The following is a 19,146-nucleotide window of genomic DNA, read 5'->3' on the forward strand; positions in this document are numbered from 1 at the left end:
ACAGATCCGGCGCAGGAGTATCTGCCCGCACCGAATCTGTCAATTCTCTTTTATTCTGTCTTCTCTTCCCCCGGCATCTTCCATCCGTGATGATCGGTATGTAACAGTTCATGAGCCATATGGGAAAGCGGTTTCTCCAGATACTCCTCATAAATCTGCAGAATTTTCGGATTTTCATGAGAAAACCTCAGATCATTTGTTCTGTCAAGGAAATACAGGTTCTCCCCTCGAACTTCTGCCAGCTCTTCGCCATCGTGAATCGGCTGTCCGCCGCCGCCCACACAGCCGCCGGGACAGGCCATTACCTCCACGAAGTCGTACTGTGCTTCTCCGTTTTGAATTGCCTGAATCAGCTTCCTGGCATTTCCAAGCCCACTCACAACCGCCACATGAAGTGTTATCCCATTGATATCAAAGCAGGCCTCCTTCCAGCCATCCATTCCCCGCACCATGTAGAATGCATCCGGATACGGGTTTTTACCCGTCACCAGATAATAGCAGCTTCTGAGTGCTGCCTCCATCACACCACCTGTCGCACCGAAAATCACACCAGCACCGCTCCCTGTGCCAAACGGATCGTCAAACTCTTCCTCCTGAAGATGTTTTACATCCAGATGATCTGCACGGATCATACGGGCGATTTCTCTCGTTGTAAGCACCAGATCTACATCTCTCCCGTGTCCGCTGTCGTTGATATTCGGGATTGCCGCCTCCTGTTTCTTGGCGATACATGGCATGATCGAAATATTAAATATCTGGTCTGCATCAATTCCAAATTTCTCAGCAATATATGTCTTCGTCACCGCTCCCTGCATCTGATGCGGGGATTTTGCCGTTGAAAGCTGGTCCGTCATCTCCGGATACTGGGACTTCAGGAATCTGACCCAACCCGGACAGCAGGAAGTAAACATGGGGAATTTGTAGTCATCTCTGTGATTCAGGCGTTCCAGGAATTCGCTTCCCTCTTCCATGATCGTCAGATCGGCACCAAAATCCGTATCAAATACATAGTCAAACCCCAACGCTTTCAATGCCGCTACCAGACGCTTCGGCGTTGCCTCGTCTCGCGTAAGACCGAGTTCTTCTCCCCACGCCGCCCGCACTGCAGGCGCTACCTGTACGATCGTCACCTTTTCCGGGTCTGCAAATGCGCCCTGGGCACAGAGGAGTTTCAGTGTATCATCCCGCTCCCTCAAAGCGCCGGTCGGACAATGCGTCAGGCATTGTCCGCAGATCGCACAGTCCGCTTCCGTAATCTGCAAATTGTGGGATACACCTACCGTTGCGCGGGAACCTGTTTTCGCAATGTCCCAGATGTGCAGGTCCTGCACTTTGTCACAGATCTGCAGACAGCGCATACATTTGATACAGCGGGAAGAATCCCTGATCAGAGGAAAACTGACCGGCCAGTGTTTCTTCGGAATTACTTTTGCATACTCCGATGCATAGATGCCAAGATCATTTGCAATCCTCTGCAGTGAACAGTTTCCTCCCCGCACACAGCTTGTGCAGGAACTGTTATGCTGTGAGAGGATAAGTTCAACATTCGTTCTCCTCGCCTCGCGTACACGCGGAGAATTCGTTAAAATCTCCATTCCGTTCTGCACTACATTGTTGCATGCGGTGACCAGTCTGGCCACTCCTTTCACCTCGACTACACAGACCCGGCATGCACCGATCTCATTGATCTCTTTCAGGTAACAGAGACTCGGAACCGGCATTCCCGCAGCAGCTGCAGCATTTAATATTGTCGTCCCTTCTTCCACCTGTATCTTTTTTCCATTGATCGTAATCGTTACCATCTGGTCTCCCTGCCCCCTTTCAGAATGCCGAATCCAAAGTGATCGCAACGCAGACATCTCGCTGATTCCTGGCGGATCTCCTCCTGTGTCAGACTGCACTCCACTTCCTCAAAATCACGTTTCCTTTCCGCCGGCTCCCTTTCCCTGACATTGATTCTGCCGCACGGGAAATAATCCTTCGTCTTAGGCGCCGGTATTTCAACATCGGTAGAAATGGTATGGTCATAGCCCAGATAAGAGTCAATATTGGCAGCTGCCACTTTACCGGCCGCTATCGCCCGGATTGCCGTTGCCGGTCCAGTCACGCAGTCTCCTCCCGCAAATACACCCGGCGCGTTCTCAACGGCACTCCAGCTCTCCGCCGCAATGACACCGTGCTTGATCGCAATCCCGCGTTCTTCAAAATGATCGGTCTCAATCCCCTGACCAATCGCCACAATAACCACATCGCATGGAATGCTGACCTCCGGCTTTTCACTCCTTGACGGTTTCGGACGCCCGTCTTTTCCAATCAGGCCGATCAGCTTCGGCTGTGCGACCAGGGCTGACACCTTATTATGTTCATCCGTGTCAATGCGGACTGGCGCATGCAGCTCCATGATCTGTGCTCCTTCCGCGACGGCGCTTCGCACTTCCTCCGGAAGAGCCGTCATATCTACCTGTCTCCGGCGGTAGACGACGGTAACGGTCTCTGCTCCCAGCCGGATCGCGGAACGAGTCACATCCATTGCTACGTTTCCGCCCCCGATCACAACTACACGTTTGCCGGTAAAATCCATGCTGCCGCCGTCAGCCAGCGTTCCCAGCATTTCCACGGCGGAGATCACGCCTTCGGCATCCTCGCCTTCCAGCCCTACCTTTTTATCGGTATGTGCCCCGATCGATATGTATACAGCGTCATACATCTCCCGCAGGTCGCTGATAGTCACCTGATCCTCTCCGTCGCCGACAAATGTCCCGAGTTTCACCTCAACTCCGGTAGACAAGATGGTATTGATATCCTCATCCAGCCGTTCTCTTGGCAGGCGGTAGCTCGGTATTCCGTAGTAAAGCATTCCGCCCAGATGTCTGTGCATTTCAAACACGGTCGTCTGATGTCCCATCAGCTGCAGATAATATGCCGCACTCAGACCGCTCGGTCCTCCACCGATGATCGCTACCCGCTTGCCGGTAGATTCACCGCATTCCGGTGCCGGCACATGGCCCGCATTATCAACCGCCGCAAGTTTGATTCCTCTGATGTTGACAGAAGTATCCACTATATTTCTACGGCATCTCGCCTCGCAGGGGTGCTCACAGACGAAGGCACAGGCTGTAGGGAACGGATTGTCCTTTCTGATCAGGCGTACCGCATCCGCATGCCTTCCCTCAGCGACAAGAGCGATATATCCAGGAATGTCGACCCTTGCCGGACACAATGCCACACAAGGTACCGGCTGTTCCAATGATGCCAGACATTTTCCATGGCGAATATGCTCCTCGTAATCATCCCGGAATCCGGAAATCCCTTTCACCACCATCTCTGCGGCAGTATATCCGATCGCACAGTCAGCCGTATCCATGATGGTACGCGCCGTCTTTTCGATCAGCGGAATATCATCCATACTCGCCTCCCCATCCAGTACCTGTTCCAGAAGCCTGCCAAGCTGTCCCAGTCCGATCCGGCAGGGAACACATTTTCCGCATGTCTGCGCATGACACATCTTCAGAAACACCAGCGCCATATCCACAGGACACAGTCCGGGAGGGCTGGCTACGATTCTCCGTTCCAGCTCCCTGTAAAGCCCCTCAACTGTTGTCTGTGCAGTACTTTTTGTTGCAATCATCAGTCTGCTCAAACTTTCCACACCCTTTCTTTTTTTCTCAGACGGCACCGGCTGATACGGCTCCATCCAGTAAATTTCTTCCTTTTATGACCATACTTTGACATTTCTTTCACTGAGATTATTATATAATATTTTTTCTCTTTAAGCAATATATTTCAGAATATTTATTCATTTTCTCCTTTTTATAAGAATCTTATAAACTTTTGGAATTTTGAACAAAAAGAGCCTGTGGATACTATATGTTATGTATCCACAGACTCTTTCGACTCACAGCGTATTAATCCATTTTTACCCACTGACTGCTTTCATTGGACTTAAGGCATGCCTCCACAAACTTAATACTCTCGATCCCGTGACAGATATCGGGATAGCTGATGTCATAGGCTTCCCCATGTTTCTTTCTCAGCAGGGCCGTCATAAATTCCCGGTATACATTGGCAAATGCTTCATAATAACCCTCCCCGACCCCTGCAGGAAGACGATAAATATCACTGGATCCAATGCTGCGGAAACTGGTTCCCATCCGGTATCTTGTTTCTTTTCCTCCCAGTTCACCGAAGATCACAACATCCGGATCTTCCTGAAACCAGCGAAGACAGCCCTTTTCACCATAAACAGCGATGTTCAGGTTGTTATTGTTTCCAACCACTACATTGGAGCACCAGATATGTCCTTTGGCTCCTCCTTTGTAACGGACCATAACGTTTGCATTCGTGTCCAGCACCCTGTCTTCTCCGATAATATTCATATCCGCCCAGACTTCTTTCATCTCCAGACCGGATACGGAAGCAATCAGCTGCTGTGCATGTACCCCGATATCACCGACGCAGGTCGATCTTCCGGCAACTTTCGGGTCGATTCTCCATGCCATGTTTCCCCCCAGCTCATCATTGCTGACAGCCAGATTGTCTGTCAGGTACTCGGCATTGACAAGACGGATCCTGCCGATCTTCCCCTGCGAGATCATCTCCCGCATAAAACGCGGTCCCGGATACATGCTGTATACATAAGTCACTCCGAAGAGCAGATCTTTCCCTTCTGCAATCCGCTTTAGCTCTTCTGCTTCCCAGGAATAATGTGTCAGCGGCTTGTCACAGACAACATGGATCCCGTTCTCCAGAAAAGCTTTTGCGCACTCATAATGAACATTATTCGGTGCTGCAATAATCACAAAATCAATCTTATCTTCCCGTCTTCCCTCTTCCTCCGCCATCTCCTGGTATGTCGTATAGATCCTGTCTTCCTGAATCCCCATCGATGAACCGAAATCCAGCGATTTCTGATAATTTCTTGAGAAACAGCCGGCGGCCAGTGTTCCCATATTGTCAAAGAGTGCCCCCTTCAGATGCAGGTCTGCGATAAAAGAGCCCTTTCCTCCTCCGATCATTCCAAATGTCAGTTTTTCCATGCTTTCGTCCCCCAGGTATTCTTTTATTCTGTTATCTCTTCCGCGTCAAATCCGAGATCATCCAGGATCTCTTTCGCCTTTGCCACACAGCTGTCGCATCCATCGATTGTTACCGTCTTATCCGCCAGGGATACTTTGAAGTCCAATCCTGCCGCGGTCATGGATTTAGTGATTCTCTCCACGCATTTCTCACAGTGCATGTCTTCTGCTTTTAATACTCTCATCATTCTTATCTCCTTTTATTTCATTAATTTTTGTATTGCTGCACATAATTCATCTACCACATCATCGCTGCCGCTGCGGATATCCTCCACCACACACGTCTTGATGTGGCTGGATAACAGCAGTCTGTTGAAACTGTTCAGCGCTGACTGTATCGCCGATACCTGCGTCAGAATATCGATACAGTACCGGTCCTCCTCTACCATATTTTTCACACCGCGCACCTGGCCTTCAATACGGTTCAGGCGCGAGATCAGGTCCTTATGCTCCTGCTCACTGCGTTCTTTCTTTTTGCAGCTGCAGCATTCTTGTTCTGGCAACATCCAAATCCTCCGTTTTTACAATTTCAGCCGTTTCAGCCGCAATGCGTTGGTTACAACAAACACGGAACTGAAGGACATCGCAAGCCCCGCAAAAATAGGATTCAGAAGAGGTCCCCCGAATGCATATAATACCCCTGCGGCCACCGGAATTCCAAGGCTGTTAAAGATAAACGCCCAGAACAGATTCTCCTTAATGTTGCGGATCGTCGCACGACTCAGTTTGATTGCGCGGTACACATCCTCAAGGTCCGATTTCATCAGCACGATGTCACTGGATTCCATGGCAATATCACTTCCGCTTCCGATCGCTGCCCCAACATCTGCCTGCGCAAGAACCGGCGCGTCGTTAATTCCATCTCCTACCATCATAACACGTTTTCCCTGTTTTTGCAGTCCCTCCACGACAGAAACTTTATCCTGCGGCAGAACTTCAGCGATGACTTCACTGACTCCCGCCTGTTTTCCGATATATTCCGCCGTCCGCCTGTTATCTCCCGTCAGCATATACACAGTGAGTCCGATGCCTCTCAGGTCTGAAACTGCCTTCGGGCTGCTCTCCTTCATGGTATCTGCAACACTGATGATGCCGCACAGCCGGTCTTCTGCGATCACATACATCGGTGTCTGCCCTTTATCTGCAATGTCGTCTGCCTTTTCTTTCAGTTCACCCAGCGTTATCTGAAGTTCCTCCGCCATTCTGGCATTGCCGATATATACGGTCTTACCTCCGAGTTCTGCCTTCAGTCCTCTTCCTGTCAGGCTTTCAAAATATTCCGGGCGCGTCAGATTCAGATTCCGCTTTTTCCCTTCCTCTGCGATCGCCAGTGCCAGCGGATGTTCAGACGCCTGTTCACAGGAGGCGGCGATCGTAAGCATTTCATCCTCCTCCATATCTTTCGTGATGATTTCGACCACCTGTGGTTTCCCCTTTGTGATTGTCCCGGTCTTATCCAGCACAACGGCATCCACCTTATGCATCATCTCAAGTGCCTCACCGCTTTTCACCAGAATTCCATAACTGGCACCTTTTCCGGTTCCCACCATGATCGCTGTCGGTGTCGCAAGGCCTAATGCACACGGGCAGGCGATCACCAGCACGGATACAAATACGGTCAGCACAAACGTAACGGAGTGTCCCGTCAACGCCCATGCAATCGCGGCGATCACCGCAATCGCCAGCACTGCCGGCACAAAGTACCCCGCAACGGTGTCAGCCAGCTTGGAGATCGGTGCCTTTTTCCCCTGTGCGTCTTCCATCAGTTTGATGATCCTCGCCAGGGTCGTGTCACTCCCGGTATGTGTCACACGGATCTGGATACTTCCCTGGTAATTCATGCTTCCCCCGATCACCTCATCGCCCTTTGCTTTTTCCACCGGAATGCTCTCCCCGGTCAGCATCGACTCATCAACACTCGTCATCCCCTGTATAATCTCCCCGTCAAGCGGCACCTTGCTGCCCGGCTTTACAAGAATCGTCTCTCCCTTTTGTACTGTCTCCACGGGAACCTCTTCTTCTTTCCCGTCTCTTATCACGACTGCCACATCCGGCGCAAGTGCCATCAGCTTTTCGATTGCCTCCGAAGTCTTGCCCTTGCTCCTGCTCTCCAGGTACTTACCCAGCATCACCAGTGTGACCACAACCGCCGCCGATTCATAGTAGAGATTTTCCACCGCACTGTGATTGGATGGGATGGAAACCGTCATGACGATGCTGTACAGATATGCACTTCCGGTTCCGATCGCCACAAGAGAATCCATATTCGGATGTCCTCTGAACAGCGTCTTGAATCCTACGATGTAAAACTTTCGTCCGCAGATCAGGATAACAGTCGTCAGCAGCAGCTGTGCCACTGCAAAATTAAGCGGATGCGTATGCATATGCAGAAACCGGGGAAGCGGCAGTTCTACCGGGATCATATGTCCCATGGAAATGTACAGCAGCGGAACCGCCAGTACGATTGCCGTTATCAGCCGTCTCCTGATCGCATGCAGACTCTCTGCCGCCTCCTCTTTTTCTTTTTTCAGTTCCTCTTTTTCTTTCCTGTGTTCAAGGCTGGCTCCAAAACCAGCCCGTTCCACGCGTTCCATGATATCCTCGGGTTTCACCAGAGCCTCATCATAGACGATGGTCATACGGTTCGTCGCCAGATTTACATTGCTCTCCTTCACGCCTTCCAGTTTTCGCGTGACACGTTCCACCGCACTGCTGCAGGAAGCACATGTCATCCCTGAAATTTCATATATCTCTTGCTTCATATCTTCACCTCCATATACCCCCTTGGGGTACTTTCTGATATTATCATATACCCTCCCATGGTATATGTCAACATGAAATTTTTTATTCGTCAAATACAAAAAAGGCAGAATGAGAATTCAAACTTCTTCTCATTCCACCTTTTTAAAGGTTCATGCTCTCCATCCTGCCTGTTTGGCTCTCAGCACGCTGATCGCTGTGTAATGCAAAACCGAAAATTCTTGCGGTGCGATATGTTCCAGCAAAGCCATATGTTCCGTGTCAAACTGCTCAGTCTTTTCTTCCGACAGTGAGGCTCCTATCCCACGGCAGGCTTTCATACGTCCATTCCAGCTCTCCCTTGTAAACGGCACCTTTACATCAAAGATCTCCTCGCTCTCCCGCTCAAAATACCTGGGATAAATGTCCGGTATCTCGATCGGATGTCTCGTCTCTTTACAGCCGGTCCACTCGGGGTTATATTTCAGGACCAGTTCTTCACTTTTTCCCGCGATCACGTCCTCGAATGGCAGCCATGCCATGTAGATCAGGGCAAATCTGCCATCCTTTTTCAGCAACCCGTGCAGCTTCGGCGCAAGCCTTGTATGATTAAAATAGAAAAAGCACTGGCACGCGGTGATCACATCAAACGACTGATCCGGAAACTCACTGGCTTCGGCAGGCATACAGAAAAAATCAATATCCATTCCCGCCTGTTCTGCCATATTCTTCGCCTGCTCAATCTGATTTTCTGAGATATCCGTACCGGTAAATGACGCACCGTATGGATACAGATTTCGCGGCAGAACGCCCGTCCCCGTCCCGAGATCCAGAACATTCTGCCCCTCTGTACACAGATCCATATCCAGAAGCTTCTGATACAATTTGGGCGGATAGATATCGCGGTACTTTGCATAATCCGATGAGGCACGCCCCCAGTCAAATTCTTTTCCATGATCGATACTGTTATTTTTTATCATATAATTCCTCCTGTTCTGGTCTGCCGGTATCTGAGTGCATCCTCCGGCATGATTTTTCTAAGCACTCTGCAGGGATTTCCGACCGCAATGACTCCCGGGGGAATATCCTTATTTACCACACTTCCCGCACCGATTATGGAACCTTGTCCGATTGTTACCCCGGGAAGCACGGTGACACCTGCTCCAAACCAGACATTATCTCCGACCGTGATGGGCCACGCAATTTCCAGTCCGCGGTTTCTCTGCTCCACATCCAGTGCATGGCTCGCAGTGGTAAAACAGCAGTTCGGTGCGATAAACACATTGTCCCCAAACGTCACTTTCGCCCCGTCCAGAATCACACAGTTGTGATTGGCATAAAAGTTCTCACCAATCCCGATGTTTTCTCCCATGTCACACCAGAACGGAGCCAGGATCATATAGTTCCCGGAAATCCTGCCCAGTATCTGTGACATGATCTGACGTCCTTTTTCTGCCTCGGATGGCAACGTCTGATTATATTGAAAGCAGAGATCCTTACACCTGATCCTCTTCGCAAGTATTTCTTCGTCGTTATTGGCATCGTATAAAAGACCTGCTTCCGCTTTTTGCTGTTCTGTCATGGCATCCTCCGTTTTTGTTGGTTATATATTGATGCGGCATACAAGAAGTATCTTAATCATGTAAGTTGATGCCGTCAAACGTAGTAGAAACCGTGGTGCTTTCTACTGGGATTATTCTACCATATCTCACAAGATTTGTGGAGTACTGAATCAGAAAAACGCCCTGCCGAAGCAGAGCGCCATATTGTTCTTTCCGTCCTTTTCTTATTAATGATGTATCAATACCAATCATGTTTTTCATTTTTGTTCAAAGCTGCAACCCGCTCCATTTCCTCATCTGTAAGTGTAAAATCAAAAATTGAGATATTCTCACGAATATGTTCCCCGTTACTGGAGCCGGGTATCACAACTACACCCTTTTGCAGATTCCACCGCAAAATCACTTGCGCCGGAGATTTTTGGTGGGCTGCGACAATCTCACAAAGGACTTTGTTATTCAAAAGCGGTTCCGTAAATCCTCGTCCGCCCAGCGGATACCAGCCCTGTACAACAATATCCAGTCCTTGTATGTGCTTTACCACACTGCTGTCCTGATAATACGGGTGGATTTCGTTTTGAATCAGCGCAGGCTTTAATGCCACTTTGGGAACAAACGCATCCGTCTCCTGAATGTAATAGCAGGATATCCCGGCAGAGCGAACCTTGCCATCCCGCACCGCCTGCTCTATCGCTTTGTAAGCCACCACATCGTTTGAAGCGGGATGGTGCAGAAGCATCATATCAATATAACCGATGCCCAGTTTATCCAATGCCTCTTCTATGGCTCTGGCTGCATGACCGTATTGATTGGGATACAGCTTGGTAATCGCGAAAGTTTCGGAGCGTGGCACACCCGATTTTCTGATTCCCTCGCCAACCTCACGCTCATTTCCGTAAAAACAGGCAGTGTCAATCATGCGGTAGCCTCTTTGGAGCGCAGTACATACGGCATTCACACAAACAGCGCCGCGCAGGCTGTATGTTCCAAGACCTACAACGGGCATATCATAGCCGCTGTTCAGCCTGATGGCAGGAACCTTCCCATTTACACCCTGTGCAAGATCAATACCACTCATGCTTTTCCCCCCTGTCTAATGTTGCAATCTGTTCCATTTCTTCTTCCGTCAATTCAAATCCGAAGATGTCCTGATTCTCTTTGATATGGTCGGGATTACCGGAACCGGGGATGACAATCACGCCCCGCTGTAGGTTCCAGCGGAGGATTACCTGCGCAGATGTTACATCATGTGCGGCGGCTATGCCGGAAACCACTTCGTCAGCAAACAATTCACCCGTATGCCCCCTGCCGCCAAAGGGAGAATAGCCGTTTACTACAATCCCCAGATTTTGAATATAGGGAATCACCTCTTTTTCCTGATAGTACGGATGAATCTCATTCTGGACGACCGCAGGGGGAATCGTGACCTGTGGCAGAAATTCTTCCAGTTCATCAATGTACCAGTTAGACAGCCCTATGGAGCGGATTTTCCCGTCACGAACCGCCTGTTCCATTGCCTTGTAAGCCTCCACATCACCAGCCCCCGGATGATGCAGGAGCAGCAGGTCGATGTACTCAATATCCAGCGTCTCAAGAGACTCCTCAATGGCTTCCTCCGGATCAGAAAACTGATTTGGATAAAGTTTGGTTGTAACAAAGATTTCTTCTCTCGGCACACCACTGTTTCGTACAGCCTCTCCCACGCTTTTTTCCGTTCCATAGAAAGAGGCGGTATCAATCAATCGGCCGCCGCTCTCCAACAAGGCGTCCACGGAATTGATACAGGTTTCATCGGACAGGGCGTATGTACCAAGTCCTGCAATCGGCATATCATAGCCGCTGTTTAGGCGCACCGTTTTTGTTTCAAAATTGAAAACAGGCACAGATTCGGTCTCGTTTTGATTCCCTTGATTCGTTTCCGCATCAGATGTCGCTTTTTCCTGTTCAGAGGCTGTCTTGACTGAATCTGGCTCCGCAGACTGTACCTCTGTATTCCGGCCAGGAACCGCTCCCTGACTGCTGCCGCAGGCAGCCAAAGCAAATAGAAGCACCAAGCCGAGAAGTAGAATTGATATTCTTTTCATCAATCTCTCCTCCTTTCTTTTTCATTATTTGTCGGAACCTGTACCTGATTACCGCTGAAAAATCCCTGCCTGTGCAGCATTTCTGGAACCTCCGGATAATGGTTGTATGGAAGCTGGTAAAAATCGGCTGCAAGCTGTGTCCAGTTTCCAACCCTGCTGTTCCACGGACGCTCCTTCAGATAATGGGAATAAATCCCATCATACTGTGCAAGCAGTGGCCCCAAATCCTGATTGTACTGTTCTTCAAAATAAACCGCTTCTCTTGGTAAGCGTGGCTTGATACCGGGATTTTCCGCAGGATAGCCTATGCAAAGACCAAGCAGTGGAAGCACATATTTAGGAAGGTTCAATTCTTGAATTACTTCCAAACCATGAAGCCGAATGTCTCCAATCGGCACTGTTCCCAGACCAAAGGATTCCGCAGTGGCCACGGCGGTTCCGAGGGCGATTCCGACCTCGTTTGCTCCTACAATCAGGTTATCAACCTGACTGACCGTTTCATCAAGGGTCTGTCCCTTTGCCTGACAAGCCAGCCATGTCCGGTAAAAGTCTGCACAGAATACCAGAAAAACCGGAGCCTGTGCGATGTGCTTTTGCCCGCCGCAAAGTTCGGACATCTTCTCCCTGCGCTCTTTGTCTTTTACTGCAACGACAGAAACGTGCTGCAAGTTGACCCAATTGGGCGCAGCCTGCACTGCTTTCATAATCTGGTCTAAGATTTCTCCCTCAACCGCCTTGTCCGCATAGACACGGATAGAACGATGGGAAAGTAACGTGTCCATCACTTTATTCATTAATAATCACCTCATTTCAAAATTCATCAGATCCATTACGCAAATATGCGAATGAACCCGCCTTTTTTCCAATAACCTGTATTCCACAGCTCTTGCAGGTTCAGCCATCGAAAACTTCCATAAGTAACAGCCTTCACATAAAATTCTTCTTCAAATTCTTCGTATCCGGCCAGATTAAACCAGTGCCACTGAAAGTCATGGAATACAGGAGTCTTATGGTATAGAAGCAGAAATGGGACGAGGATGCCGCAATCAATTCGCTCTCTGATCTGCTGTGCAGCTTCCTTCCATGAAGCCGTTCCAGGCAGACCATCCGCTTTCAAGGTATCTGCGCCAACAGCCCGCCAATATGCTGTCACGCCTGAAAGATAGCGCTCCAGCGTATCAATTCCTTGCCAGCTCGGATGCAAATATGGTTTCATGATGGCAGAAAATGCAAGATACTCTTTTTTGCCAAGTCTGTGTGCATCATAGGGATACAATAAATTCTGTCCCTTTTGCCTTGATAGATGGATACAAAGGTCGCAGGCCGTCACTGCCGCACAGCCGCCATCGTACATTGACCAGTCCTGAAACCACTCCTGATTCCATCCCAACGCATTTTCGATTTGAAAATAATCCAGTTCTTTTCTCATAAATGCCCTTTATTATGGTTTCCGACGCGGAAGTTACCTCTGCGCCGGAGACCGCCGCCAGTTTACTGTGTTAAGCCGTTCTTTTTCAGCCAGTCGGAAATTTTAGCCTTAGCGCCTGTGCCGCCATCCTCATAGATGTTCAGGCTGTCAAGAATTTCCGAGTCTTTACAAAGCGTCCGGATATCAGCCACAATATGCCCTAAGCCTCCGCCGCCGTTGGTACAGAACAGTGCAATTTTCTTACCTGCAAATTCATTCTCCGTCAAAAAGCTGGCAACCGGCGGAGCCATCGTGTTAAACCAGTTGGGTGTGCCAAGAAGAATGGTGTCATAGGCAGCTAAATCTACTGCCTGCCCCGCCAGTTTAGGGCGATATCTTTCACTGGTTTCCCTGCGTCCCTGCCGCTCCGTAGTGTCGTAATCCTCGGAATAAGGGATTGATGGCTTTATCTCAAACAGCGTGCCGCCGGTCTGCTCCTGAATCTGCCGCGCAATACCTTTTGTGTTTCCCATATAAGAAAAATAAGCAATTAAAGTTTTCATCGTATAATCTCCTTTCTAAACGCACATTTTATAAAGTCATTGTCATAGGTTCAAACCGTCTTTAAAAGCATTGCCTGTCTTTTTTCCAAGAACCAAATAGGCGTCATTTGCGGCATCCAGTGTGATTGCCTGCAGTTTTTCGGGATCAATCTTTCCAGTTTCATTCAGAATTTTCTCATCCGCACTGACATTGACGATTTTTCCAATTAATGCTCCGGTTACCTCATCATAACTTTCCAAAGTGCATTCCAGCGCAAGCGGAAGTTCTTCGATTAAGGGAGCATCCACAAATTCACTGTTGATTGCATGGAAACCCGCCTTTGCAAATTTGTCCGGCACATTGTTTGCGGATATCACGCCTACATAATCTGCCTCGGTTGTATGGGCAACGTCTGCCATACTGACAGTAAACGCTTTTTTAGCAAGGATATTCTTTGTGGTTTTATGTCCGGCGCTCAGAATGATATAGACCTGCTCCATACTGGAAATACAGCCCCATGCGGCAGTCATCGCATTTGGCGTATCGTCCTCCCCGTATGCGGCAATAATCAGCACCGGCTGAGGATATAGATAAGGTTTTGCTCCAAAATTTTTTCTCATAATATATCTTTCCTTTCCATCTTTTTGTTTTTATAGGCAGGGCATTTTTCATAATGCTCCAGCCACTTACATTCACGGCACCGAAAACAGGAGTGATAGCCTTTGTTCTCTACAGAGTGCCTGATGAAATTTTCATCTGCAAGGAACGGCCTGCCAAATGCGGCAAAGTCAGCCATGCCATTTTCTATCAGTTGTTCCGCCCGCTGCAATGTCTGAATATCGTTCACAACAATAACCGGAATCTGTACAGCCTCCTTAATTTTGATCCCCGCATATACGACAGCATTAAATGGGAAATCATTGGGAAGGCTGATTTCTCTTGCTGACGGAATGCCGGAAGATACATGGAGCATATCAACGCCAAGTTCTTCAAGGGTCTGTGCCATACGGACATCGGATTCCGCCGGGCTGCACCAGCCCATCCTATAGGCAATGATAAAATCATCACCGGCAAACTCCTTGATTTGTGTAACAATCTCACGAACAAACCGTATTCTATGTTCAAAGTTCCCGCCGTAAGAATCCTTACGCTGATTGGATTGTTCAGAGGTCACCATATTCAAGAAAAATCCATGCGCTCCATGAAGCTCCACCCCATCACATCCGGCCTCTTTGCACCGTCTGGCCGCATCAATAAACGCATTCCGAATATGCTGCATTTCGGCTGTAGTGTATCCGTTAATCGATGCGCCCGAATCAAAATCCCTGCTGGAAAAACCAAGCTGTACAAAGACCTTGCTGCCATGTGCATGGAATGTGTCGGCGATTGCTTTCAGCGGGGTCTTGTGTTCGTCTGAAAAAATGCCGGTGTGATAGACGCCCACGCCATTTATAGAGCTGTCAGTTGGAGTTACCGCCAGCGCCTGCACAATCAGCAAACCCATATCATTATCCGCCCGGCTCAAATAGTGTTCCAACAGCTCATCGCTAATCACCCCGTCAGAACGCTCCGGAATACCGAACGGCACCATCGGGGCCATTACAATGTGGTTTTGAAACACAACCTTCTTAACCTGAATTGGTTCAAAAATTTTCATGCTGCCTCCTTTCAGAATTTTACAAAGCACAAGAAATTGAGTGATTCCGTTGGTTTCAACGGTAAGATTTCTCAAAGATACCTGCACATTCCTCGGCTGTCATTTCGCATGGATTGGCAAGGAACAGGCCGCCCATCGTTTCTCTCGCATTGACCGCCAGCGTCATACATTCGTCCGGGGTAAATCCATAGTCGCTCATTTTCAGATCATCCACGCCGCAATCCTTTTGAATCTGTACAAGTGCGGTAATAAAATCCTCCGGCTTGTCAGCATCCGGGATTCCCATTACTTTCGCCATCTTGATAAACTGCCCGTCACAGGCGTGTTTTTCAATGAAAAACTCCGCAAATGCCTTAGAAATCATAATAAGTCCCGCGCCGTGGGGCAGATTGTGGTGATATGCGCTCATGGCATGTTCCATCGAGTGCTGCGCAGTAGTGCTGGTAAGCTGCATGGTGATGCCTGCGATGGTGCTGCCATAAGCCACTCTCTCACGGGCTTCCAGATCATTCCCGTCTTTTATAGCACGGGGCAGATATCCAGCGATGTTTTCAATAGCGGAAAGGGCAATGGTTTCGCTGAGGATGTTAATGCCATTTGAAATCATGACCTCCGTATTATGGAACAGTGCATCAAAGCCCTGATATGCGGTGTACTTCGGTGGAACGGTTTTCATAAGCTCCGGATCAACAATGGAGAGAACAGGTACCAGTTCGGGATACCCAAAGCCAATCTTTTCATGGGTGTCCGGGTTGGAGATAACACCCCAGCAGTTGATCTCAGAGCCTGTGCCGGACGAGGTCGCGATGGTTACAATCGGCAGACCGGGATTCACGAGAGGCTGCCCTTTGCCGGTTCCACCGTTCACATAATCCCACAGATCACCGGGATTGGTTGCCATAGCCGAGATTGCGGTAGACGAATCCAGCACCGCGCCGCCGCCGAGAGCAACAATAAAGTCACAGCCGTTCTCCTTTGCGAAAGCAGCGCCCTCCATGATGACCTCTTTCAGCGGATTTTCCATGATCTTGTTAAATACTGCGTATTCGACGGAAGCCTTATTAAGCTGCTCCACTACACGGTCAAAAGAGCCGTTTGCCTTTGTAGATTTGCCATTGGAAATCAGCAACAGTGCCTTTTTCCCTGGCAGTTTCTGCTCTCCAAGCTCACTGAGCTTACCGCTGCCAAAAATCAGATTCGTAGGGTTGTTAAAATTGAAAGTCATGTTCATAATAGATTCCTCCTATAAATTCTACATTTTTTCTTTTTTCATTTCATAAACCAGATAATCAAGGCAGTCAATCATATGCTGGCTGACATGAACCTGATCCAAAAGTGACAATCTGTGTATGGAAAGAAGCCGTAATTGTTCCTGCCGTTTTCCTTCCTTTTGAAGCTGTAAATATCTTCTTATAGCAGCTTCGTCAAAACCCGCGTCATTCAAATTGCGAAGAAGACGTTCTTCCTCTGGCATTTCATTCACCTGACCACCTCCTTCTTATGCTTTTAGTATATGGTCCCAAACGCGAAATAGCAAATACCTAAATCAAATTCCATGTTTTGCTTTACAGGCATATCACAACGTAATATAATGTAACCATAATGTGACTTATCAGCAGACAGGCAAGCGGCGCCGCAGGCGGCATTTGGACGGACCTGATAAGTTAACGTAGAAATCTAGTAGCGCAGGGTTGGAGTCCTGCATAGTGGGAGGAGGTTTTCATGGAAATCAGAGTGCTTCGCTATTTTTTAACCATAGCCAGAGAGGGAAGCATTACAAACGCTGCAAATTTTCTTCATGTAACGCAGCCCACGCTTTCGCGGCAGATTAAAGAATTGGAGGAGGAGCTTGGGCAAAAACTGTTTATTCGCGGGAGCCACAATATGACTTTGACTACTGAGGGAATGATTCTGCGCAAGAGGGCGGAAGAAATTGTCTCTATGGTGGATAAGACAGAAGCTGAATTTAATTATATGGAAAATATCATAGGCGGCGATATCTATATAGGTGGCGGAGAAACAGATGCAATCAAACTGGTAGCAGAGGTGGCAAAGGATTTGAGAAGCAATTACCCTAATATCCATTATCATCTATACAGCGGAAATGCGGCGGATGTAACTGAGCGGTTAGATAAAGGGCTGCTGGATTTTGGGATTTTAATACAGCCTGCAGATATTTCCAAGTATGACTACTTAAATCTCCCGGCCAGAGATGTATGGGGCGTTGTTATGAGAAAAGACAGCACATTGGCTCAGAAGAAAGCGATTCAGAAAGAGGATTTGCTAAATGTGCCTCTCATCTGTTCCCGGCAGGCTATAACACGGGAAGGTTCAAAAAACGAGTTTGCTGAATGGTTTGGAGAGGATTTTGATAAGCTAGATGTAGTGACCACCTTCAATCTTGTTTACAATGCAGCTATCATGGTGGATGCCGGAATCGGCTATGCGGTAACTATTGATAAAATAGCCAATACGTCAGAGAGCAGCAACCTTTGTTTCAGACCACTGGAACCGAGACTGGATTCTGGTTTGAATATTATCTGGAAAAAGTATCAGGTTTTTTCTTCTGCAGCAGAATTATTTTTAGAGAAGCTAAGAGCACGTTTTGCATAAATAATTGTCTGTTTCCAAAGAGTAAAGATGGCGGATAGACGCTTTATAAGCTGAACCTATCCGCCACTTTTACCTTTCAATACTTTGCAAAGCACATTTTTAATCTGCGAGATGCCCCATGATTTTTCACAATTGCAGCATCATACAGACTTTTTAACATCTTCCAAAACGGCATCTTATAACGACTCCCCAAACCGCCTGAGTTCCGCAAGCTTTGCATCCGATCCGTTCTCTTCTCCGTGTGCCGTAAATATGCCCATGTCTTCAAGTCCGAGAAAGTCCAGAAAATCTCCTTTAAAAGAGAACAGTGCCCCGTCGTACATGTCTGCATTCCCGGAGCTTAAAATCATGGCGGCTTTTTTAAGGCCGGCCGGTTTTACCGGGTATGCCACCGCATAAAAACGGTCGATCACACATTTTAACTGTCCCGACATCCCGTGATAATAAATCGGTGACGCCAGCACCAGCATCTCCGCCTTTTTCAGCAGCTCATAGATTTCCTGCATATCATCCTTCTGGATACATTCCCCTTTTCCTTCTGTATGGCAATGTTCACAGGCAATGCATCCGCCTACTTTCTTTTTACAGACATCAATCACGTCCACCTGATGTCCGGAAGACATGGCACCTTCCCGAAATGCTCTGATCATATGTACGGTATTTCCATCTGGCCGTGGACTGCCGTTCAGCACTAATATACGCATTCACCGATTCCTCCTCTGATTTTATTGTCCTTGTAGTTTTATGATAATACATCCTGCGGAAATTATCCACTGCTTGTTTGTCTCTTGACATATATTCTTAATTATGCAACAATAGTTGCACAACATATGTAATCTAACGAGAGAGGGTATATTTCTATGCCGCCAAAAGCAAAAATAACAAAGGAAATGATTTTGAATACTGTTTTAGAGCTTACAAGGGAAACAGGGTTCGAGACCGTAAACGCAAGGAGTATCGCAGGTAAACTACAATGCTCTACTCGACCAATTTTCACATGCTATGAAAATATGGAAGCATTAAAAAAAGAATTTCTTGCTTTTGCGTATGAATACTATGAACAGTATGTCTCGAATTATCGTAAATCTGAAAATATCAGGCCCTATTTAATTCTTCCTCTTTCATACATTGAATTTTCAGGGGAAGAACCACATTTATTTAAGCTGTTGTTTATAAATGATATGGATTTGGAAATGACGGAAGCAAAGGATTTTTATAAAGAAGCAGACAATGAAAAAAAGGCACAACTTTTTTCAGAAACCGTTGGAATTGGTTTAGATAAAGCAAAGGTAATATTTTTAGATTTGTTTCTTTATACTCACGGTGTAGCCGTCTTAACAGCGACAAAAAAATTAGCATTAGATAGAAAAAATGCCGAAAAAATGCTGAAGAATGTATTATCTGCGTTCATAAGGCAGGAAAAACCAGAGTGGGATTTATCAATTTGAAAATAAAAGAAATACAGGAA

20 protein-coding genes are annotated in these 19,146 nt (G+C 47.8%); 2 read left to right on the forward strand and 18 right to left on the reverse strand.

Features of this window, described 5'->3' with window-relative positions; genetic code table 11:
- Nucleotides 1-50 precede the first annotated feature (50 nt).
- The 17 genes from MCG98_RS14920 to MCG98_RS15000 all read right to left on the reverse strand — a co-directional run bounded on the left by MCG98_RS14920 (nucleotide 51) and on the right by MCG98_RS15000 (nucleotide 16,539).
- On the reverse strand, nucleotides 51-1,802 hold the full coding sequence (locus tag MCG98_RS14920; protein ID WP_240302691.1) for an NADH-dependent [FeFe] hydrogenase, group A6: 1,752 nt from the start codon (nucleotides 1,800-1,802) through the stop codon (nucleotides 51-53).
- A complete protein-coding gene (locus MCG98_RS14925) occupies nucleotides 1,796-3,640 on the reverse strand; it encodes an NAD(P)-binding protein (RefSeq protein WP_240303457.1) in 1,845 nt (614 codons plus the stop codon). Before MCG98_RS14925 ends, MCG98_RS14920 begins: the two co-directional genes overlap by 7 nt.
- A gap of 265 nt (nucleotides 3,641-3,905) precedes the next feature.
- On the reverse strand, nucleotides 3,906-5,036 hold the full coding sequence (locus tag MCG98_RS14930) for a Gfo/Idh/MocA family oxidoreductase (protein WP_240302692.1): 1,131 nt from the start codon (nucleotides 5,034-5,036) through the stop codon (nucleotides 3,906-3,908).
- A 23-nt stretch (nucleotides 5,037-5,059) separates the two neighbouring features.
- Nucleotides 5,060-5,263: a heavy-metal-associated domain-containing protein gene (locus MCG98_RS14935; RefSeq protein ID WP_345891672.1), complete on the reverse strand. Its 204-nt coding sequence runs from the start codon at nucleotides 5,261-5,263 to the stop codon at nucleotides 5,060-5,062.
- Nucleotides 5,264-5,275: 12 nt separating this feature from the next.
- Nucleotides 5,276-5,581: a metal-sensing transcriptional repressor gene (locus MCG98_RS14940; RefSeq protein WP_240302693.1), complete on the reverse strand. Its 306-nt coding sequence runs from the start codon at nucleotides 5,579-5,581 to the stop codon at nucleotides 5,276-5,278.
- 15 nt (nucleotides 5,582-5,596) lie between these two features.
- The gene (locus tag MCG98_RS14945; RefSeq protein WP_240302694.1) at nucleotides 5,597-7,837 is read right to left on the reverse strand and encodes a heavy metal translocating P-type ATPase; all 2,241 of its coding nucleotides are present in this window, start codon (nucleotides 7,835-7,837) and stop codon (nucleotides 5,597-5,599) included.
- Nucleotides 7,838-7,987: 150 nt separating this feature from the next.
- On the reverse strand, nucleotides 7,988-8,794 hold the full coding sequence (locus MCG98_RS14950) for a class I SAM-dependent methyltransferase (protein ID WP_240302695.1): 807 nt from the start codon (nucleotides 8,792-8,794) through the stop codon (nucleotides 7,988-7,990).
- A complete protein-coding gene (locus tag MCG98_RS14955; RefSeq protein WP_240302696.1) occupies nucleotides 8,791-9,396 on the reverse strand; it encodes a sugar O-acetyltransferase in 606 nt (201 codons plus the stop codon). The genes MCG98_RS14950 and MCG98_RS14955 overlap by 4 nt, the downstream gene beginning before the upstream one ends.
- 218 nt (nucleotides 9,397-9,614) lie before the next feature.
- On the reverse strand, nucleotides 9,615-10,451 hold the full coding sequence (locus tag MCG98_RS14960) for an aldo/keto reductase (protein ID WP_240302697.1): 837 nt from the start codon (nucleotides 10,449-10,451) through the stop codon (nucleotides 9,615-9,617).
- Nucleotides 10,438-11,457, reverse strand: a complete 1,020-nt coding sequence (locus tag MCG98_RS14965) for an aldo/keto reductase (RefSeq protein ID WP_240302698.1) — start codon at nucleotides 11,455-11,457, stop codon at nucleotides 10,438-10,440. The genes MCG98_RS14960 and MCG98_RS14965 overlap by 14 nt, the downstream gene beginning before the upstream one ends.
- Complete coding sequence (locus MCG98_RS14970; RefSeq protein WP_240302699.1) at nucleotides 11,457-12,251, reverse strand: NADPH-dependent oxidoreductase; 795 nt, start codon at nucleotides 12,249-12,251, stop codon at nucleotides 11,457-11,459. The genes MCG98_RS14965 and MCG98_RS14970 overlap by 1 nt, the downstream gene beginning before the upstream one ends.
- A 35-nt stretch (nucleotides 12,252-12,286) precedes the next feature.
- On the reverse strand, nucleotides 12,287-12,886 hold the full coding sequence (locus MCG98_RS14975) for a hypothetical protein (RefSeq protein WP_240302700.1): 600 nt from the start codon (nucleotides 12,884-12,886) through the stop codon (nucleotides 12,287-12,289).
- A 62-nt stretch (nucleotides 12,887-12,948) separates the two neighbouring features.
- Complete coding sequence (locus MCG98_RS14980; RefSeq protein ID WP_240302701.1) at nucleotides 12,949-13,428, reverse strand: flavodoxin; 480 nt, start codon at nucleotides 13,426-13,428, stop codon at nucleotides 12,949-12,951.
- A gap of 42 nt (nucleotides 13,429-13,470) precedes the next feature.
- A complete protein-coding gene (locus MCG98_RS14985) occupies nucleotides 13,471-14,028 on the reverse strand; it encodes a flavin reductase family protein (RefSeq protein ID WP_240302702.1) in 558 nt (185 codons plus the stop codon).
- Nucleotides 14,025-15,065: a tRNA-dihydrouridine synthase gene (locus MCG98_RS14990; RefSeq protein WP_240302703.1), complete on the reverse strand. Its 1,041-nt coding sequence runs from the start codon at nucleotides 15,063-15,065 to the stop codon at nucleotides 14,025-14,027. The genes MCG98_RS14985 and MCG98_RS14990 overlap by 4 nt, the downstream gene beginning before the upstream one ends.
- A gap of 55 nt (nucleotides 15,066-15,120) precedes the next feature.
- Nucleotides 15,121-16,290, reverse strand: coding sequence for an iron-containing alcohol dehydrogenase (locus MCG98_RS14995; RefSeq protein WP_240303459.1), 1,170 nt, complete (start codon nucleotides 16,288-16,290; stop codon nucleotides 15,121-15,123).
- A 27-nt stretch (nucleotides 16,291-16,317) separates the two neighbouring features.
- Entirely contained in the window at nucleotides 16,318-16,539 is a 222-nt protein-coding gene (locus MCG98_RS15000) for a hypothetical protein (protein ID WP_240303460.1), read from the reverse strand.
- A 248-nt stretch (nucleotides 16,540-16,787) separates the two neighbouring features.
- On the opposite strand from MCG98_RS15000, the gene MCG98_RS15005 reads away from it, so the two are divergent.
- Complete coding sequence (locus MCG98_RS15005; RefSeq protein WP_240302704.1) at nucleotides 16,788-17,678, forward strand: LysR family transcriptional regulator; 891 nt, start codon at nucleotides 16,788-16,790, stop codon at nucleotides 17,676-17,678.
- Between the two features lie 176 nt (nucleotides 17,679-17,854).
- Here the strand turns inward: MCG98_RS15005 and MCG98_RS15010 are convergent, their stop codons facing one another.
- Nucleotides 17,855-18,382: a flavodoxin family protein gene (locus MCG98_RS15010; protein WP_240302705.1), complete on the reverse strand. Its 528-nt coding sequence runs from the start codon at nucleotides 18,380-18,382 to the stop codon at nucleotides 17,855-17,857.
- A gap of 156 nt (nucleotides 18,383-18,538) precedes the next feature.
- Here MCG98_RS15010 and MCG98_RS15015 point away from each other — a divergent pair, with 156 nt between their 5' ends.
- Nucleotides 18,539-19,126 (forward strand): TetR/AcrR family transcriptional regulator, encoded by a 588-nt coding sequence (locus MCG98_RS15015; protein WP_240302706.1) that lies wholly within the window; start codon nucleotides 18,539-18,541, stop codon nucleotides 19,124-19,126.
- Nucleotides 19,127-19,146: the final 20 nt, after the last annotated feature.

The organism is Ruminococcus sp. OA3 (assembly GCF_022440845.1).
Taxonomy (GTDB): domain Bacteria; phylum Bacillota; class Clostridia; order Lachnospirales; family Lachnospiraceae; genus Ruminococcus_G.

Bases quoted from the DNA above. Each gene is read 5' to 3' on its own strand.
- MCG98_RS14920 (WP_240302691.1), bottom strand. From the start codon at position 1,802: ATGGTAACGATTACGATCAATGGAAAAAAGATACAGGTGGAAGAAGGG.
- MCG98_RS14930 (WP_240302692.1), bottom strand. From the start codon at position 5,036: ATGGAAAAACTGACATTTGGAATGATCGGAGGAGGAAAGGGCTCTTTT.
- MCG98_RS14935 (WP_345891672.1), bottom strand. From the start codon at position 5,263: ATGATGAGAGTATTAAAAGCAGAAGACATGCACTGTGAGAAATGCGTG.
- MCG98_RS14940 (WP_240302693.1), bottom strand. From the start codon at position 5,581: ATGTTGCCAGAACAAGAATGCTGCAGCTGCAAAAAGAAAGAACGCAGT.
- MCG98_RS14945 (WP_240302694.1), bottom strand. From the start codon at position 7,837: ATGAAGCAAGAGATATATGAAATTTCAGGGATGACATGTGCTTCCTGC.
- MCG98_RS14950 (WP_240302695.1), bottom strand. From the start codon at position 8,794: ATGATAAAAAATAACAGTATCGATCATGGAAAAGAATTTGACTGGGGG.
- MCG98_RS14955 (WP_240302696.1), bottom strand. From the start codon at position 9,396: ATGACAGAACAGCAAAAAGCGGAAGCAGGTCTTTTATACGATGCCAAT.
- MCG98_RS14960 (WP_240302697.1), bottom strand. From the start codon at position 10,451: ATGAGTGGTATTGATCTTGCACAGGGTGTAAATGGGAAGGTTCCTGCC.
- MCG98_RS14965 (WP_240302698.1), bottom strand. From the start codon at position 11,457: ATGAAAAGAATATCAATTCTACTTCTCGGCTTGGTGCTTCTATTTGCT.
- MCG98_RS14970 (WP_240302699.1), bottom strand. From the start codon at position 12,251: ATGAATAAAGTGATGGACACGTTACTTTCCCATCGTTCTATCCGTGTC.
- MCG98_RS14975 (WP_240302700.1), bottom strand. From the start codon at position 12,886: ATGAGAAAAGAACTGGATTATTTTCAAATCGAAAATGCGTTGGGATGG.
- MCG98_RS14980 (WP_240302701.1), bottom strand. From the start codon at position 13,428: ATGAAAACTTTAATTGCTTATTTTTCTTATATGGGAAACACAAAAGGT.
- MCG98_RS14985 (WP_240302702.1), bottom strand. From the start codon at position 14,028: ATGAGAAAAAATTTTGGAGCAAAACCTTATCTATATCCTCAGCCGGTG.
- MCG98_RS14990 (WP_240302703.1), bottom strand. From the start codon at position 15,065: ATGAAAATTTTTGAACCAATTCAGGTTAAGAAGGTTGTGTTTCAAAAC.
- MCG98_RS14995 (WP_240303459.1), bottom strand. From the start codon at position 16,290: ATGACTTTCAATTTTAACAACCCTACGAATCTGATTTTTGGCAGCGGT.
- MCG98_RS15000 (WP_240303460.1), bottom strand. From the start codon at position 16,539: ATGCCAGAGGAAGAACGTCTTCTTCGCAATTTGAATGACGCGGGTTTT.
- MCG98_RS15005 (WP_240302704.1), top strand. From the start codon at position 16,788: ATGGAAATCAGAGTGCTTCGCTATTTTTTAACCATAGCCAGAGAGGGA.
- MCG98_RS15010 (WP_240302705.1), bottom strand. From the start codon at position 18,382: ATGCGTATATTAGTGCTGAACGGCAGTCCACGGCCAGATGGAAATACC.
- MCG98_RS15015 (WP_240302706.1), top strand. From the start codon at position 18,539: ATGCCGCCAAAAGCAAAAATAACAAAGGAAATGATTTTGAATACTGTT.